Below are 16,237 nucleotides of genomic sequence, written 5' to 3' on the forward strand. Positions count from 1 at the left end.
GTCCCGTGGCTCCCGCCCGTGGCATCGTCCGGCGTCGTCACTGTGTCGAGGAGGCAGGGTCGGTGTCACAGGTGTCCGGTCAGTTCTCGCCGTACGTGTCAGAGCAGCTGCAGTCGTATGTCTACGTTCTGCGCGACCCACGGGACGACGTCGTCTTCTACGTGGGTAAGGGCGTCGACAACCGCGTGTTCGACCATGCGCATGCAGCGCTGGCCGAGGACGCAGAGACGCAGGTGTCGCTCAAGCTCGACCGCATCCGGGCCATCCACCACGAGGGCCTGACGGTGCGGACGGAGATCCTCCGCTTCGGGATGACGAGCCGCGAGGCGTACGAGGTCGAGGCCGTGGCGATCCAGCTCCTCGACGCCCAGCCCCGTGCCGAGTTGACCAACATCGTCTCCGGTCATCACGTCGAGGCGCGTGGATGGATGTCCACTGCGGACGCCGTCTCCGTCTTCGAGGCGCCCCCCGCGCCTGACATCACCGAGCCGGTCCTGCTGATCAGGCCCACGCAGCTCTGGTATCCCGGTATGAGCGACGAGGACCTCTTCGAGGTCACCCACGGCTGGTGGGTGCTCAACCCCAACCGTGCCGCGTCGGCAGATTACGTCCTCAGCGTCTCGCGCGGAGTCGTCCGTGCGATCTACCGCCCTGAGAGGTGGCGCGCACAGCAGCTGGGCGATCGCGGCTACACCGACGGGGCCGGGAAGGCGCGCTGGGGCTTCCTCGGATCACCGACGTCGGTCCACGGCGACTTCGCGAACGGCGTCCTCGGCACCGACGTGACGCGCTACTTCGCGAAGGGTGCTCAGAACTCGGTGCGATACCTGAACTGCTGAGCTTGCGCAGGCACCGAGTTCACTAGAAGACCGAGCAGCCGAGAATGTGGTGCTGATGCCTGCCGGCGAACCACCTTCCGGTCTTCCTCGAGCGTCGATAGGTCCCCAGATACCCGAGCGGCTTCACGGTGACGTGCACCTGCCATGACCGTCCGTCAGGTCGTGACGGCAAGCCGGCGCCCAGGCGCGCGAGCGTTCCGTACCACCCGCAATAGGTGTCGAGGACGAGATGCGCGTCTCGATCGGTGCCGGTCGGTAAGTCGTGGACCAGTCGACCGAGCTGCGGGTGGCCCCCGTCTGCGGCCTCGATACCCAGAAGGTGCTCGAGGACGTGGCCGAGGTGCAGTGCATCCCCGCCGTCCAGCATCGAGCGCCACTCGGGTCGGGCCCGCACCGCAGTGACCACCGGCGTGGCGACTGCGCCCGTTCCCGTTCGCTCATGAATTAGCCGGCTGTACTTGTCGAGGGAGTGGGAGGTCTGAGCCCACGAAACCAGCGCGAGCGCGTCGTCACCCCACCACCGGTCGAGAACCGACAACTGCGGAGTGTCCGTGGGACGCCCAGCGGCGATCCACCGCTGTACGCCGAGGTCCGGTCGTACCCAGCCGAGCATGCCCCAGGTGAGCGTCGTCAACGGTGCCCAGAAGGCAATCGGATCGATGGGGACTCCGTCCGATCGCGTTCCTGACTTCCAGGGGGCTGTGGGAGGAGACCACGGCCCGCGCGGGTCGTTCACAGCCTGGACCAGTGTCGGCAGGGCCCATGTCCACGGGCCGCTGTCACCGATCAACTGTTCCGAGACAGGATCTGGCCTCCAGATCGAATCGCTCATCCCCACACCTCGGCTCGTCTGATCTGCAGCGGTCAGGCGGCGGATCGCAAGTCGTCAACTGCCCGCTGGAGTGCCGCGGCGATCGAGGAGTCCGGTAGCCGCTCCACAACCGCCCGCTCGACGCTCGTGTAATACCAGAGCAGCTCCTCGCGGCTCGCGTTGAACGTCGACCAGAAGGCCTGCCCGTACCGGCGGACGTCCGCGGCGATGCAGAGCCCGTTGTGCGTCTTGTCCGCTGCGGTCACCAGCAGGGCGTCGAGGGGCTTGTCGCCCAGCCCGGAGACGTATGCCTCCTTCCGCTCCCGCCATGTCCCGCTACGGTTGCCGTCGGCGTCCAGCCCGTCCGAGCACGCCCGCACGATGTCCGCGACATCGTCGCCGAAGCGCAACCGGATTTCGGCCAGGACCTCCCCGCCGGTGCCGGCCGGCGCGTCCTCGACGGCGTCGTGCAGCAGCCCGGCGATCGCCTGGTCCTCGCTGCCGCCGTGCTCGAGCACCAACGCGCTGACGCTCATCAGGTGCGTCAGGTAGGGCACCTGTGAGCCCTTGCGCAGCTGCTTCCGGTGGTGCTCCGCCGCATACGCGAAGGCGTCGTCGTAGCGGGTCGACAGCGGGCCGCTGCCCACCGTCTTGCGGTCCTCGAGCGTCGTCATCCGTCCTGTCCTCTCATGATGGCGGCGACGGGCGCCTCGACCGTCGCCCGTTCCGTCGTCGTCCGCGAGGCCGCCCGGGCGGCGGCCCCACTGGTTGTCGGGGTCGTCGCCCCTGGCGCCCCATCCCGAGGCCAGCGGCCAGTAGCGCACGACCCGCACCTCGCCCGCGTCCCGCGCGCGGGTGACCGTCGCCGAGTCCTCCGCACCGAGCCGCAGCTCGAGCGTCTCCGTGTCGGCCGACCGGGTTAGCGAGCTGCCCACCACACCTGGAACGGCGCCCAGCACGGCCAGGAGCAGCTCATCGGAGCCCACCCCCTCCCCGCTCGCGTCGATCCAGCGCAGGCGGACGTGCGTCGTCTCCCCGCGCTGCTCCTGCCCGCGGACCCGGTACTGCCCGCCTGTCATCAGCTCCTCCTCGACCTTCACCCTGGACGCCGTCCACGCGGGGACGGCGGGAAGCCGGCGATGCCGCGGGCCCGCAGTCCGACCCGGGCGTTCCACCCGTCGGCGTCCGAGTCGGCCGCGTTCACCGCGCGGAGCAGCGCGATGCTTGCAGGCAGATCGGTGAGCGACGCCCGCGCCTGCTTCTCCTGAGCACTGATGGACGGAGCGGAGGAGTAATGCCGGACGCCGGTCAGGACCCGCGGCACCCCGGAGTCGCGACGACCCGCCGCCCCGACCGCCCTGCCACATCTCGCAGGCGACGGCTAAGTCCCCGGCGGCGACGGACGCCTGCTCCGCAGGACGGGCCAGCGCCACCGCGTCCGACTGCGCTGAACGGAGGACCCGGACGGCGCGGTCGCGGACCGCGGCGATGTCCACGGCGGTCATCCGCACACCGGGCACGCGCCGCTCGGGAGGAGCGCCATCCAGTGCGACGGGCAGGTCGCGACCGGCTGGGCGACCTTCTTCGCCGAGCCGGTGCCGACACTCGATCGCGGACCGGCGGCGCGCCAGGCGACCGCCTCCCGGGCGACGGACAGGGCGGCGTCTGGCGCGCCGGCCAGGGCCTCGGCCGTGAGGTGCAGGTAGGTGGTCGCCGGTGTCTTCGGGTGGACGGTCGCCTCGGGCAGCCGCGCCGCGACCGCGGCCGCCTCGTCGGGCTCGACGGCGATCGACACCCACGTCCTGTGCAGGTAGACCGCCACGGCGCCCTCCATGGAGGGGCGGAGGCTGACGTACTGCTCCTGCCGGTCGGACTCGACGGCCGTCTCCGCGGCCAGCGTGGTCGCGAGCGTCCTGATCGCCGGCGCCGGGGCCAGGTCGTCGAGGTGCTCCTCCAGCGTGCTCACACGTCCTCCTCGTCGATACGGCGGTCCGCCAGCCGGTGCAGCGCGGCCGTGAAGCTGTGGTTCCACGTGCCGAGGTGCGGCCAGCGGTCACGGACGAACGCGGTGGCCTCCTCGACGTCCATCCCCTTCTGGCGGACGAGCCAGGCACGCAGGACGAGGCCGGTGCGCGACGCCCCGCCGTGGCAGTGGACGAGCACGCGGTGGCCCTCCTCCCGCAGCGCAGCCATGTCGTCGAGGACGTCGGCCAGCACGTCGTCCAGACCCGGGTTGTCGTCGTTGTCGGCCAGGTAGACCATCCGGCTCACGCGGTGCGGGAACGGCTCGCCGAGCCGGCAGAGCGAGACGACGGCGAAGTCCTCCTCGCTGTACCGGGCACCGTCGAGGTCGGCGGCCCAGATGCCGTCCACGACCTCGACCGGACCGAGCCGCTCGGTGGCGCCCGGGTCGTACGCGCGCAGTGGGCCGCCGTCGAGCGCGGCGGCGAGCTGCTGGAGGTCGGCCAGCCGCCACACCGTCCCGCCGTGCCCCGGCACGGTGCCGTGCACGACCGTCGACCAGCGCGCGGGGATGCCACCCATCCCGTACACGGCCCCGGCCAGACCGCCGGCGACGCAGGCGACGGTGTCGGTGTCCCCGCCGAGGTCGATGACCAGCCGCATGACCTCGGCGAAGTCCGTGCCGTGTCGCAGGGCCCACAGGGCCTGGCCGAGCGTCGGCCAGACGGCGCCGTTGGCCTCGGTCGCCTTCCTCGGCGTCCAGTCCTCCGCGAGGACGGCGGCCCACTTGTCGCGGTACCGGACGTCGACCAGTTCGAGGGCCTCGGGGACGGCGGCCAGCGGGTCGCCGCCGTCGAGCGCCACGCGCATCAGCTCGTGGAAGACGGCGCAGCCCTCGCCGGCGGCCGGGTCGCCGTGCGTCAGCGCCGAGATGCGTCGTGCGGCGTCCACGGTGGCCTCGGTGCCGGAGCGGGAGAACCAGATGGCGGCCGGCGTCGTCCGCATGAGCGAGCCGTTGCCGGCCGCTCGTCCGGTGCGGTGGAAGTGCGCCGTCGCGGCCTCGTCCCACGGCAGGCCGGACCGGAGGACGGCGCTCGTCTGGACGCCGACGTCCGGCGGGCCGGCCGCCACCCACCGGCGGAACCGGTCGAAGACGTCGGCCTCGTCGAGGCCGCCCTCGTCGACCAGGGACGTCGCGACGAGCAGCGCCATCTGGGTGTCGTCGGTGAACTCGCCCGGCTCCCAGCCGAGGGGACCGCCACCGCACATCTCCGTCTCGGCGCCGCGCCGGGGAGTGGGGAAGCGCGTGGAGAAGGCGAGGGGCCGGCCGAACTCGAACGGCGCGCCCAGAGCGTCGCCGACGGCCGAGCCGACGAGGGCGCCGGCGACGCGGTGCCGGCGGGACAGGGAAGTGGTCATCTCAGGCCTCCAGGACGAGAGCGGTCAGGGCGACGGTGCGGCCGTTCCAGTGCAGGGCGTCGACGCGCACCCGCGACCCGCCCTGCAGCCGGCGGCCCAGGCCAGGGGTGGCGACCTCGGTCAGCGGTGTCCGCTCGACCCGTTCGGCGAGGCCCCGCGCGTGCGCAGCGGGCATCCGGGTGGGCGGCGCCCCGAGGGCGTCGAGCGCCGCAGCCTGCAACAGGGCGTCCCAGTTGTCGAGGAGGGTCGTCCTGCTGTCGTAGAGGTGCAGCGCCGCCGGGCGCCCGCCGATGCCGATGACGACGCCCCGCTGGCCGGCCAGAGGACGGAGGCCGGTGACGAGCTCGCGCGTCGCGGACTCCACCCGGTCGATCCGCTCCGGCAGGGACCCGGTGGCCGAGGGGCCGGCGACGGCCTCGTAGCGGCGGACCTGCGCCCAGACCTCGTCCTGAGCGTGGTCCCGTAGGGTCGCCGCGTGCACGGCCAACGGTGCGCGGCGGCCGCGCCGCTGGTGCCTCGAGAGGTGCGTGTGCCAGCGGTGGGCCTCGACGCACCGGCTGGACGCCGCGATCGTCTGCCCTGCGGGGACCAGCAGCGTCTCGGTGAGGACGCGGTGCTGGGCGCCGCCCTCCATGAGCTCGCCGTCCGCGAGCAGCACCGGCCGGTGGCCACGGTTGTGGATCAGCAGCCGGTCCACCGTGGGCGTGGGCAGCTCGGACACCTCGACCGACGCGTCCGCGCCGCTTCCGTAGCCGCGGGGTGTGGACGGGAAGTCGCTGAACAGCGGCGCGATGGAGAGCGCGCCGCGCCTCTCGACCTGACCGCAGTGCAGACGCGTGTCTAGCAGAGTCGTCATCTCATCCTCCAGTAGCTCAGAACTGCGGAAAGTCGGGTGGGCGGTGCGCTCACGGGTCGAACGCTAGCGAGGGGGTCTGATAATTTGCTCAGAAGTGCGCTGACTCGACCTGGCGGTTGTCCGGCGGTGGTGGTGCAGGCTCACCGTACACGACTCAGCTCAGAACAGCGTAGTGTCGGACCCATGGTCGATGAGGAGCGCGCCGTGTACCGCGACAGCTCGGGTCGGACCCTCGAGGACTACCCGCGCCCGTCGGTCGCCGTCGACACCGCCGTCCTCACCGTCGACCGTGTCGACGGTCGACTCGAGGTGCTGCAGCACCACCGCGACGACGACGGCGAGTGGGCGCTCCCCGGCACGTTCCTCCACCGAGGGGAGACGTTGGAGCAGGCGGTCCGGCGGTCACTGGCCGCCAAGGTCGGGCTCGCCGAGGGCGCTCTCCGTGGAGTGCACATCCAGCAGTTGCGCGTCTTCGACGAGCCGGCACGCGACCCCCGCGGCTGGGTCCTGTCGGTGGCACACCTCGCCGTCGTCCCGCGGAGCCGGCTGGAGCCGGTCCTGGCCGACGGTCGGGTCCGCCTGCAACCGGTCGACGACGTGCGCGGGCTGACCTTCGTGGACCACCCGGCGATCGTCCGCGCCGCCGTCGACCACGTCCGCCGGCAGTACGCGGTGCGGCCCGACCCCGCCCGCCTGCTCGGGGACGACTTCTCGATCAAGGAGCTCTACGACCTGCACGCCGCGGTCGCGGGTCCGGTGGATCCCGGTACGCAGCGGCCGTCCATCGACACCTTCCGCCGCTACATGACCCAGGGTGGCCTGATCACCAGGACCGAGGGAACGACGGAGGGCCGTGGGGTGATGGGAGCGCCCGCCCAGCTCTACCGGCGGGCCGGGGACGTCGCGTCCGAGATCGCGCTCGTCGGAGTGCGGCCCACCCGCCCCACCCGGACGCCGTCCCGCTGGCTGGCGCCGTCACCGGAGGAGTGGGGTCTCCTGCTGGACAAGCACTCCGTGCGGCCTGCCCTGCGCACCCTCCTCGCGAAGCTGGCGGCCCGCACCCGCCTGGTGGCCACCGACCGCCCCAGCTACGTGACGCTGCACCCCGCGGAGGACCGGCCGGTGGCGGCCTACGTCCACGCCCACCGCATCTCGATCGTCCTTGACCCCGCGGACGCCCGGACCTTCGGCGCGGAGGACGCGGCGGTCCGGGTCGAGCAGGTCTCGGCGCGGTCGTGGCACGTGCACGTGCCTGACGCGGCTCTGGGGGAGAAGGCGACCCGTCGGCGGGCCCGGTCCTACCTGCACCGTGCGCTCGACCGCTCGGCCGCCGGCACCGCGAAGGGCAGCGGCGGGTCCGGAGCAGGGGGACGTGCACGAGCCGGCTGGGATCCCCGGTGACGTCAGATCGCGACACCGGTCACGCCTTCCCCGCCGTGTCAGTCGTTGCTGTCACGCTCCGTCCGGAGACGACTTCACGGAGGTGCACATGACGGCGCGGGTCTTCCCGGCCGAGCCGGTGTTCGAGTCACACGCGGAGCGGGAGTTCGCCGAGGCGCTGCGGACCCAGCTGCCCGACGACGCCGTCATGGTCTGCGGCCAGCGCTTCAGTGACCGGCGGGAGGACCGCGAGGCCGACATCATCGTCGCCTGGCCGGGTTTCGGCATCGCCGTCATCGAGGTCAAGGGCGGCAGCGTCTACCTGCAGGGCGGCGAGTGGCGGCAGTCCGGCGGCGGGCTGGACAAGCAGATCCGCCCGGTCGAGCAGGCGATGCGCTGCAAGCACCTGCTGCGGAACTATCTGCGGCAGGACCGGCGGTGGCGGGCCGGCGATCCGCGGATGGTCCACCTCGTGGCGCTGCCTGCGACCGTCGTCCCTGACGACTTCTCCGCTCCTGATGCGCCGCGCTGGATGGTCCTCGACCGCACCGACCTCCCGCACGCCGCCGCCCGGGTCGCTTCCGCCCTGCGCCAGTACGAGACGGACATCGAGCCGCCGACGGCGGGCGACGTCGAGGTGCTGGTCGACTGCCTGGCCGGTGTCGGCATCCCGCAGCAGGACCTCCTCGCCCAGTTGCACGAGCGCGAGGCCGAGTGCGACCTGCTCACCCGGGACCAGGCTCGCGTGCTGGACATGCTGGAGGGCAACCGGCGGGTCGAGATCCGCGGCGGCGCCGGTTCGGGCAAGACGTGGCTCGCGCTGGAGAAGGCCCGGCGGCTCGCCCTGGCCGGGGAGCGGGTCGCGGTCATGTGCTACTCGCGCGGGCTCGCTGAGTTCCTCCGCCGGCGGGTGGCCACCTGGCGACCGAGGGAGCGCCCGGCCTACGTCGGCACCTTCCACGGCCTCGGCATCGACTGGGGCGTGCCCCCGGGGACCGACGACGACAGCGGCTACTGGGAGCATCGCCTCCCCGGGCAGATGGTCACCCTCGCCCGGGCGCTGCCCGAGGGCGAGCGCTTCGACGCCGTCGTCATCGACGAGGCGCAGGACTTCGCCGAGAGCTGGTGGCCGGCCGTCGTCGCGACGCTGCGCTCGCCGGAGGACGGCCAGCTCTACGTGTTCGCCGACGAGGGGCAGCGGGTCTTCGCCCGGCAGGGCCGGCCGACCGTGGCGCTGACGCCGATCAGCCTCAGCGAGAACCTGCGGAACACCAAGCAGATCGCCGGGACCTTCGGCAGCCTGACGCCGACCCAGATGCGCAACCGCGGCGGCAACGGCGTGCCGGTGCGGTTCGTCCCGTGCGCAGCGGAGGACGCCGTCGGTGCTGCCGACGACGCCGCCGACGCGCTGCTCCAGGAGGGCTGGCCGCACGAGGCTGTCGCGCTGCTGACGACCTATCACCGGCACCCGGTGCAGGTCGAGCGCCAAGGGGACGGGCAGGACGCCTACTGGAAGACCTTCTGGGAGGGCGACGACCTGTTCTACGGGCACGTCCTCGGGTTCAAGGGGCTGGAGCGGCCAGCCGTCGTCCTCGCCGTCAACGGCTTCCGCGACGAGGCGCGGGCGCGCGAGATGCTCTACGTGGGCTTGTCCCGGGCCCGCGACCTGCTGGTCGTCTGCGGTGACCTCGAGCTGATCCGCCGCGTCGGCGGTGAGGCCGTCGTCCGCCGGCTCACGTCGGGTTCCTGACAGGAACAGGTGAGCCGCCGAGGTCGCAGCCTCACCTCAGTGCCCCCGGTGCCTCCATGGGGTAACGGCCTGTCCGTCCCGTTGACGCAACTGCCGATGAACCTCGTAGCAGCGTCACCGGATGGGCCGGGAGCCGCCGACGCACTACGGAAGGTTCTATCGATGTCCGTCAAGCCCGCCTCGGTCGAGGCCCCGGGCGTCCGAAGGCCGATGCGTCCTCGCGTTGTGCGTCTGGTGGACATCGGTCTCGACCCGGCGTTCGACGCTTCCATGTCCTTCGTGCAGGCAACCCTGCAGAACATCAACACCGGCGCCGCGAGCCCCATCGTCGAGGTCGAATTCGTGCGCTCACGGGACCTGCGCACCGTGGGCATGGCCTTGACCGCGGAGGCCCACGTCCTGCATGTCATGGCGCATGGCGGTGCGTACGGCGACGACGGTCCGACGTTCTCCAGCAGCGACCAACGGACGTCGTTCTCCCTGGGCCAGTTGACCGACGACGCCGCCGGACAAGGGCGCGGTGTCCGGACCTCCACCGTCTTCGCTGATGGCTGTAAGACGGCCACGGGCGTCTGGCAGCGAGCCTTTGAACACGTTCTGCAAGGGCCGATCACCTACATCGGGACGACGAGCAGCATCGGCTGGCACGAGGCCACTGTCTTCGGCGCGATGTTCTACGGGGTCCTGTATCGGAACAAGGGCAAGGGGGTCGACCCGGCGGCGGCGAGCATGGCCGCAGCCCGGGGAGCTGCGCAGGCCTACACCGACCTCCTCGGGAAAAGGTGCCCCTACAAGGCCATCACCCTCGAGCCGAGCGCGTGGGCTCGAGAGAACGTCCGTCCGACCAACATCTGACACCGCGCCGATGTGCTCCCGAACCGAGTGACGGCGGCGCATCACCGTCCTGCGCGCGAGGTTCACCGTCGGCGCCCGCCTCGGGATGTCCCCGGGCCAGCGACGCATCCCTGACCGTATGAGAAACAAGAGGCCACCCATGTCATCAGAGATCAACGTCGCCGAGTTGCTGGACGAGGTGCCGGGTGTCTCGGCTATCGATGCATCGGCTGACCGGCGGAACTCCGTCAACAACACCGTCGTGCGGTGCGTCTACGACGGCAGACGTGCCGTCGCCGTGGGGACGAGCACCAAGAACCAGATCGACGGCCTGCTCGACCTCGTCGATCTCCATCTTCACAGCGCCGCCGTCGTCGGGGACACGGCCGTGGCCTCGGACGAGGTCGTACTGCTGCTTGTCCAGGACGACTGGGACACCGAGGCCGAGGGGGCCCTGCGGACGCTTGCGGCGCAGCTGCAGGCATCGTTCTCCGTCAGGCTCAAGCGGCTGAACAGCCGAGGTGAGGTCCTGCCCATCAGCGCGAGCGGGCTCGACGACATGGGGGACCACGAGAAGTACCGGTACACGGAGTGGCGCCGCTACCTCCTGGACCTCGGCGAGCAGCCGCCGACGCTGGTCAACCGCCTCCTCGCGGCTGTCCCGCGTGAGGAATTCCGTGCTTATCCGATGCTGACCAGGACGAATTGGTGGTCGCTCCGTCTCGAGGGGCTGGAAGTCGCTCAGATCGGTCCCCGACAGGGGCGGCTCGACGTCGGTCGGGACTACGAGGGGAGGAGCGGCCCGGAGCGCACCACCTGGCTCTCGACCGTGCCCGTAGGGTCGCTGGAGGTCACGGACGAGGACGCTTCCGTCGCCCGAGCCGCCGCCGCGATCAACGCCTTCGCCGACGCCTGGAACGAGGTGCTGGCCGACCAGCCCGCCAAGCAGAAGGAGCACACCCTCGAGGCGAGGGTCCTGCGAGGTCTGGTACCCGTGCACGCTTCGACCGGTCGGCTAGAGCTCCTGCAGCCCGTGGGCGACCAGCGGGTCAACTGGGGGAGTCAGTTTCCCACGCGTTGGGGTCGGACGACCTCGAATGCCGGCCGCTACCTCGATGCGCTCCTCCGGGACGGCGCGACTCCGTGGGCGCTCGAGCTCAAGACCGAGGGGTCGGCCGGGGTGGCTGGCTATTACCGGCATGCCGTCGGTCAGGCCGTTCTCTATCGCCACTTCATCCGGCAAGCGGTCCATCTGGCGCCGTGGTTCAACCGGTTCGGCCTCGACCAGACCGCTTGTCGTGCTGCCGTCGTGGTCCCTGAGTACCGAGCTGAGACTGCAGGGTGGGGTGAGCGTCTGAAGCGCGTGTGCGAGGTCTTCGACGTGGAACTGATCACGGTCCCGGAGCGCTTCGCCCGCGCGGGGGCGTTCACCGCGTGACCTCCCAGACGCGTCGCTGAGCAGAAGGGCTGGGCGCCATCCGGACGTGCCAGAGGCCGTTCCACCCTGCGATCGCGACGGTGGGACAGCCTCGTCGGCGTCTCGGACGGTGTGTCGCGACCTTCGTGGCGTCGGGCTGCCGCGGTCCGATTCCGTGAGGTCACTCGCACTTCTTGAGCAACGGGCACCGCGTCTGACCCGAACGGGTGAGCGCACCCTGCCTTCCGTCGGTCCCGCCCGGTACGACTTCCGAGGACTCCGATCCGATCGAGTTCCGTTGGTCCGAGGGTGTGCTGACAGCGGGGACGTCCCGCAGGCGGGGGAGACGTGTTCCGGGAGCCGCTGCGCCGTGATCCGCTCGTCGTCGGCTGGGCGGCGGTCATGCTCCTGGCCGGCTTCGTCGCGCTCAGCAACAACACCGAGTGGAGCGGCTCGCTCGAGGCCGAACGCGTCGCCGGCTTCCTCAAGGACCTCGCCGAGGCCTTCCTCTGGTCCTTCTTCCTCCTCCTGCTCCTCGCCTGGCTGCGCGCCAGGGCGTGGCGGGACACCGGCGGCGCCCGCGGCCCCGGGGGCGGACCGCGGCCGCCCGAGCGGCCGGCGTCGTCGCTGCCGTGGACCGACCGCTGGATCCGAGACTGGCGGGAGGAGGCCGCGCACGGCAGGGCGGCGACCGAGGCGGAGCCGCGGCTGCTCGCCTGCCGGCACGGCCTCGCAGCCGATGCGGGCGCCTCCGACACGCAGGTGCCCGTCCTGCGCGCCCTCTCGGTCAGCCACACGATCGTCCGCCCGGGCTCGGCCGTCCTCGTCACCTGGTGCTTCGAGCACGCCCGCGACGTCGTCGTCGACGGCCGCGGCGGTCACCCGACCTGCGGTGAGGCGCTCGTCCACGTGCAGGCCAGCCGCCGCATCGAGGTCACCGGCCGCAACCGCTTCTCCACGACGCCCGCGGCCACGCCCGTCGTCGCCGCGGTGGCCGTCCCGCAGCTCGACCTGCCCACCGTCACCGCGCCTCCGCCGGTGTCCCTGCACGCCGACGTCGCCGCCACCGTCGGCGCCCCCTCGCCCGTCACCCAGCGGCTCGACGCCTTCTGGGCCACCCAGGACGCGCTGCACCCGCGGATCGAGGTGTCGCCGCGGCTCGTCGGCGTGCCCAACTCCTTGGTCGACAGCCTGCGCCGCGCCACCCGGAAGGACGCCCGGTGAAGCTCCTCAGCCGTGCCGCTCTCAGCGAGCACCTGCTCACCGTCGCCGGCGCCAACCGCGAGGTCCTGCGCGAGGCGCCGAAGGAGCGCGGCAAGCAGGTCGCGATGGGCGCGGTGCTGCTCACCACGGCCGGCCTAGCGGTGGTGTCGGCGAGCTACGCGCTCCGCATCGCCCTGCACCTGTGGGTGCCGGTCGCCATCCTGGGCGGTCTCGTGTGGGGCCTCGTCATCCTCAACCTCGACCGCTGGCTGGTCGTCTCCTCGCCGCGCCTGAAGAGCAAGCTCGGCACGCTGGCCATGGCGGTGCCGCGCGTGGTGCTCGCCGTCCTCATCGGCGCCGTCGTCTCGACGCCTCTGACGCTCGCCGTCTTCAGCGCCGAGATCGGCACCGAGGTCCGGGTCATGGCCGCCGAGGCCGAGGACGAGTTCAACCAGCGCATGCAGGACGACAGCCGCACCGCCGAGCTCGAGGCGGAGCAGGCGCGGATCGCCGAGCTGGAGGCCGACCTCGCCGACGGCGTCACCCAGGACGACGTCAACGAGGCCCCCGCCGTCGTGGACGTGCAGCGCCGGCTCGACGAGGTGACCGCGCGGTACGAGGCCGCGGAGGCGGCCTACAACGCCGAGATCGACGGCACCGGTGGTACCGGCGATCAGGGCTTCGGGCCGGCCACCGACGCCCGCCGGGCCGACCGCGACCGGCTCCGCGCCGAGCGCGACGACCTGGCCCGGCAGCTCGAGGCCCTGAAGGCGGAGACATACGACCAACTCCTGGCCGAGGAGGCGCAGAAGACGATCGACCAGGAGAACGAGCTCGCCGACCTGCGCGCCGACGTCACCTCCCTCCAGCAGCGGCTCGACGCCGAGGCGGCGGCGCACGAGGCGGCCGTCGACGACAGCGATGGCATCCTCGCCCGGCTGACCGCGATGTCCCGCCTCGAGGAGGGCAACCCGACCCTGGGAACGGCGCACCGGCTGTTGTTCTGGTTCATGACGGCGCTCGAGTGCCTGCCGATCCTGTTCAAGACGATGCTCGCGCTCGGCCCGCCGTCCCTCTACGAGCGCCTGCTCGCGCTGGGCGACGAGAAGGTGGAGGAACGGGTCAAGCTGCGCATGCAGACCGAGTACGAGGAGGCCGAGGTGCTGGCGAGGTCGGCGCTGGGCGCAGCCGAGGCGCGGGCGGCGCGCATGCTGGAGGCGGAGTCGCGGGCCACCGGGATGGTCCTCGACGCCCAGCTCGAGGTGACCCGTCAGGGCGTCGAGCGCTGGCGCGACGAGCAGTTCGGTGACACGCGCCGGTCGAACGGCCACGGAACGGATCTCGTCAAGCACCTGTGACGGGTCCGCACGGAGGTGCGCCTGGGGCCGGCTGGCCTGCAGGGGCGCACCTTCCGTGTCGAGCCGCTGGCGGGCCGGATCTGCTGGCTAGCCTCCCCGCGACCCGCAACCCGTCGTCGAGGAGCAGCGCATGACCGAGAACCCTGAGACCGCCCGGAACGCGAGCCTCGTGAAGGCGGGACAGGAGCTGGTCGAGCGTCTGCTGACCGTCGGCATCGACGGCTTCGGACCCTTCAAGCACGCGGAGGAGTCGGCTCGCGAGGCGCTGAAGGGCAGGAGTGCCGACGAGGCCGTCCGGGCGCTGGTGCGCAACCACGTCTCGATGGCGGCCGCTCAGGGCTTCGTCACCAACCTCGGCGGGGTCGTCACACTCCCGGTCACCCTGCCGGTGAACGTGGGGGCCTCCTACCTCGTCCAGACCCACCTCGCCGCCTCCATCGCCGCCGTCCACGGGCACGACCTGCGCAGCGAGCGGCTGAGGTCGGCCGTCCTGCTCTGCCTCCTGGGCAACGCGGGGACCGAGGTGCTGAAGAAGGCCGGGGTCACCGTCGGCCAGAAGCTGAGCGTGACCTTGATCGAGCGGATCCCCGTCACCCTGATCCGCGAGATCAACAGGAAGGTCGGCTTCGCGCTCGTCGCCAAGTTCGGGACCAAGCGCGCCGTGCTGCCCCTCGTGAAGGCCGTCCCCGTCGTCGGTGGCGTCATCGGCGGGGGCTTCGACGCAGTGGCCACCCGGGCGGTGGGGGCGTTCGCCGAGAAGACGTTCCGCCCGGCGGGGCAGGACACGGGCGACAGCACGGACCTGAGCGGCTCCGCTGCCCGTGCGGCGGACGTCGTCCCGGCCTGACTCCGACGGACCGGCCTGGGCAGGCGCCTCTCGCGGAGGCGTCGGTCAGGCCATCGCCGCGGCCACGACGCGGGCAGCCTCGGCGATCAGCGCGTCGTCGTGCTCGGCGTCCGGCTCGTCCCGGCTCGACATCACGGCCAGCACGAGAGGTGCGCGGCCGGGCGGGGTGAGCACGGCGACGTCGTTGCGGGCGCCGTACGCGCCGGTGCCCGTCTTGTCACCGACCTCCCAGTCACCGGGGACGCCGGCGCGGATGAGCGCGTCCCCGGTGGTGTTGCGGCGCAGCCAGTCGGCCAGCAGCGCGCGGTCGTCCTCGGCGGCGCCGTCCACCGCGTAGAAGCGGAGCGAACCGGCCAGCGCGCGGGGCGTCGTCGTGTCCCGGGGATCGCCGGGGACGGCGCTGTTAAGAGCCGGCTCGGTGCGCGCGACCTCGGTGACGTCGTCGCCGATGCCCTCGAGTGCCGCGTCGAGCCCGGCCGGACCACCGAGCTCGCGCAGCAGCAGGTTGAGTGCGGTGTTGTCGCTGAACCGCACCGCGGCGTCGCACAGCTCGGCGAGTGTCATGGCACCCCCGACGCGGCCCTCCGTCACCGGCGAGTACGCCGCGGCCAGGTCGCCGGCGTTGATCGGCACGCCGCGCTCCAGGTCCGCGGGCGAGGTCCGCGCCAGCAACGCCCCGGCGGCCAGCGCCTTGATCGTGCTGGCGTAGGCGAACCGCTCGTCGGCCCGGTGCTCCAGCGTCCGGCCGGAGCCGGTGTCGACGGCGAAGACGCCGAGCCGCGCGTCGAACCGCTCCTCCAGCGCGGCGAAGGCCCCGGCCACGTCAGCGGCGGGTGTGCTCGTCGCGGCCGGGGTCGACGTCGGTGCCGGTGTAGGCGCGGCTTGCGGCGAGCTGCAGGCGGCCACGGCGAGGAGGACGCCCGCCAGACCAGCCCACCGTCGGGCACGGGTGGGCAGCGGCACGCCGACGTCCTACCCGAGCCAGGCCTCGACCGCGCCGAGCTGGGAGTGGGTGAGCCCGACGGCCAGGTCCGGCGCGACCACCAGCACGTGCGGGTTCGCGGCCAGCCAGTCGCCGGTGTCGTCGGCCTGCTCGGCGAGGTCGTCGTCGATCCACACGATCCGCCGGTCCGGCTCCGCCGCGGCGACCTCCTGCGCGACGGCCAGCTTCCACCAGCCGGACGCGCCGTCGAGCGACCCGAGGAAGCCGGTCGGCGCGGAGTCGGCACGGGCGTGCGTCTTCAGCCCCCGCGGCAGGCCCATCGGCTCGGCCAGCAGCCGGTCGGCGTCGGTGGTCCAGGTGGTCAGCCACTGGATCTCCACCCGGCCCGACTCGTGCAGCTCCCGCAGGCGCGCGGTGATCGTCGGGTCCCACGACAGCCGGAAGCCGTTGAACGTGCCCTGCCGCCAGCCCTCGGGCAGCTGCCGGCGTGGCGAGTTCAGCACGCCGTCGACGTCGAGCAGCAGGATCGGACGGTCCCCGGTCGCACCCATGGCCGGTTCCTACCCCCGGAAGCCAGGACCAGGGCCGTGGTGATCCGAGCCGGCATGGGGCAGCATC

At 72.2% G+C, this 16,237-nt stretch carries 15 protein-coding genes; 8 read left to right on the top strand and 7 right to left on the bottom strand.

The window, feature by feature from the left end:
• The first annotated feature begins 62 nt into the window (after positions 1 to 62).
• Positions 63 to 839, top strand: a complete 777-nt coding sequence (locus JD79_RS13165; RefSeq protein ID WP_146220441.1) for an LEM-3-like GIY-YIG domain-containing protein — start codon at positions 63 to 65, stop codon at positions 837 to 839.
• Positions 840 to 861: 22 nt separating this feature from the next.
• On the opposite strand, the gene JD79_RS13170 is transcribed toward JD79_RS13165, so the two are convergent.
• From JD79_RS13170 to JD79_RS13190, 5 genes are all read right to left on the bottom strand, one after another.
• Positions 862 to 1,671 carry a hypothetical protein gene (locus tag JD79_RS13170; protein WP_146220442.1) on the bottom strand — a complete coding sequence of 270 codons (810 nt, stop codon included), beginning with the start codon at positions 1,669 to 1,671 and terminating at the stop codon, positions 862 to 864.
• A gap of 32 nt (positions 1,672 to 1,703) precedes the next feature.
• Complete coding sequence (locus tag JD79_RS23080; protein ID WP_211307961.1) at positions 1,704 to 2,729, bottom strand: HD domain-containing protein; 1,026 nt, start codon at positions 2,727 to 2,729, stop codon at positions 1,704 to 1,706.
• Positions 2,730 to 3,151: 422 nt separating this feature from the next.
• Positions 3,152 to 3,616, bottom strand: coding sequence for a hypothetical protein (locus JD79_RS13180; protein WP_110005890.1), 465 nt, complete (start codon positions 3,614 to 3,616; stop codon positions 3,152 to 3,154).
• Positions 3,613 to 5,031, bottom strand: coding sequence for an ADP-ribosylglycohydrolase family protein (locus tag JD79_RS13185; protein WP_110005891.1), 1,419 nt, complete (start codon positions 5,029 to 5,031; stop codon positions 3,613 to 3,615). Before JD79_RS13185 ends, JD79_RS13180 begins: the two co-directional genes overlap by 4 nt.
• Before the next feature lies 1 nt (position 5,032).
• Positions 5,033 to 5,887, bottom strand: coding sequence for an ARPP-1 family domain-containing protein (locus JD79_RS13190; protein WP_110005892.1), 855 nt, complete (start codon positions 5,885 to 5,887; stop codon positions 5,033 to 5,035).
• A 183-nt stretch (positions 5,888 to 6,070) separates the two neighbouring features.
• Between JD79_RS13190 and JD79_RS22655 the strand changes: the two genes are divergently transcribed.
• The 7 genes from JD79_RS22655 (at position 6,071) to JD79_RS13225 (ending at position 14,676) form a co-directional block, all read left to right on the top strand.
• The gene (locus JD79_RS22655) at positions 6,071 to 7,288 is read left to right on the top strand and encodes an NUDIX domain-containing protein (protein WP_170149194.1); all 1,218 of its coding nucleotides are present in this window, start codon (positions 6,071 to 6,073) and stop codon (positions 7,286 to 7,288) included.
• A gap of 88 nt (positions 7,289 to 7,376) precedes the next feature.
• Positions 7,377 to 9,017, top strand: a complete 1,641-nt coding sequence (locus JD79_RS13200; protein WP_110005893.1) for a nuclease-related domain-containing DEAD/DEAH box helicase — start codon at positions 7,377 to 7,379, stop codon at positions 9,015 to 9,017.
• Between the two features lie 162 nt (positions 9,018 to 9,179).
• Complete coding sequence (locus tag JD79_RS13205) at positions 9,180 to 9,872, top strand: hypothetical protein (protein ID WP_211307962.1); 693 nt, start codon at positions 9,180 to 9,182, stop codon at positions 9,870 to 9,872.
• A 139-nt stretch (positions 9,873 to 10,011) separates the two neighbouring features.
• On the top strand, positions 10,012 to 11,289 hold the full coding sequence (locus tag JD79_RS13210) for a hypothetical protein (RefSeq protein WP_110005894.1): 1,278 nt from the start codon (positions 10,012 to 10,014) through the stop codon (positions 11,287 to 11,289).
• 327 nt (positions 11,290 to 11,616) lie between these two features.
• Positions 11,617 to 12,492 (top strand): hypothetical protein, encoded by an 876-nt coding sequence (locus JD79_RS13215; protein WP_110005895.1) that lies wholly within the window; start codon positions 11,617 to 11,619, stop codon positions 12,490 to 12,492.
• Positions 12,489 to 13,829 carry a DUF4407 domain-containing protein gene (locus JD79_RS13220; protein WP_110005896.1) on the top strand — a complete coding sequence of 447 codons (1,341 nt, stop codon included), beginning with the start codon at positions 12,489 to 12,491 and terminating at the stop codon, positions 13,827 to 13,829. The genes JD79_RS13215 and JD79_RS13220 overlap by 4 nt, the downstream gene beginning before the upstream one ends.
• A 130-nt stretch (positions 13,830 to 13,959) precedes the next feature.
• Positions 13,960 to 14,676 (top strand): EcsC family protein, encoded by a 717-nt coding sequence (locus tag JD79_RS13225; protein WP_110005897.1) that lies wholly within the window; start codon positions 13,960 to 13,962, stop codon positions 14,674 to 14,676.
• 45 nt (positions 14,677 to 14,721) lie between these two features.
• Here the strand turns inward: JD79_RS13225 and bla are convergent, their stop codons facing one another.
• Both bla and JD79_RS13235 read right to left on the bottom strand, forming a co-directional pair.
• Entirely contained in the window at positions 14,722 to 15,639 is a 918-nt protein-coding gene (gene bla / locus JD79_RS13230; RefSeq protein ID WP_110005898.1) for a class A beta-lactamase, read from the bottom strand.
• Positions 15,640 to 15,648: 9 nt separating this feature from the next.
• Positions 15,649 to 16,170, bottom strand: coding sequence for an HAD domain-containing protein (locus tag JD79_RS13235; RefSeq protein WP_110005899.1), 522 nt, complete (start codon positions 16,168 to 16,170; stop codon positions 15,649 to 15,651).
• Positions 16,171 to 16,237 lie beyond the last annotated feature (67 nt).

Source organism: Geodermatophilus normandii (assembly GCF_003182485.1).
Lineage (GTDB): Bacteria > Actinomycetota > Actinomycetes > Mycobacteriales > Geodermatophilaceae > Geodermatophilus > Geodermatophilus normandii.

Excerpts from the sequence above, each read along its gene's own strand:
- JD79_RS13170 (WP_146220442.1), bottom strand. The coding sequence starts at position 1,671 with ATGAGCGATTCGATCTGGAGGCCAGATCCTGTCTCGGAACAGTTGATC.
- JD79_RS23080 (WP_211307961.1), bottom strand. The coding sequence starts at position 2,729 with ATGACAGGCGGGCAGTACCGGGTCCGCGGGCAGGAGCAGCGCGGGGAG.
- JD79_RS13185 (WP_110005891.1), bottom strand. The coding sequence starts at position 5,031 with ATGACCACTTCCCTGTCCCGCCGGCACCGCGTCGCCGGCGCCCTCGTC.
- JD79_RS13190 (WP_110005892.1), bottom strand. The coding sequence starts at position 5,887 with ATGACGACTCTGCTAGACACGCGTCTGCACTGCGGTCAGGTCGAGAGG.
- JD79_RS22655 (WP_170149194.1), top strand. The coding sequence starts at position 6,071 with ATGGTCGATGAGGAGCGCGCCGTGTACCGCGACAGCTCGGGTCGGACC.
- JD79_RS13200 (WP_110005893.1), top strand. The coding sequence starts at position 7,377 with ATGACGGCGCGGGTCTTCCCGGCCGAGCCGGTGTTCGAGTCACACGCG.
- JD79_RS13205 (WP_211307962.1), top strand. The coding sequence starts at position 9,180 with ATGTCCGTCAAGCCCGCCTCGGTCGAGGCCCCGGGCGTCCGAAGGCCG.
- JD79_RS13210 (WP_110005894.1), top strand. The coding sequence starts at position 10,012 with ATGTCATCAGAGATCAACGTCGCCGAGTTGCTGGACGAGGTGCCGGGT.
- JD79_RS13225 (WP_110005897.1), top strand. The coding sequence starts at position 13,960 with ATGACCGAGAACCCTGAGACCGCCCGGAACGCGAGCCTCGTGAAGGCG.
- JD79_RS13235 (WP_110005899.1), bottom strand. The coding sequence starts at position 16,170 with ATGGGTGCGACCGGGGACCGTCCGATCCTGCTGCTCGACGTCGACGGC.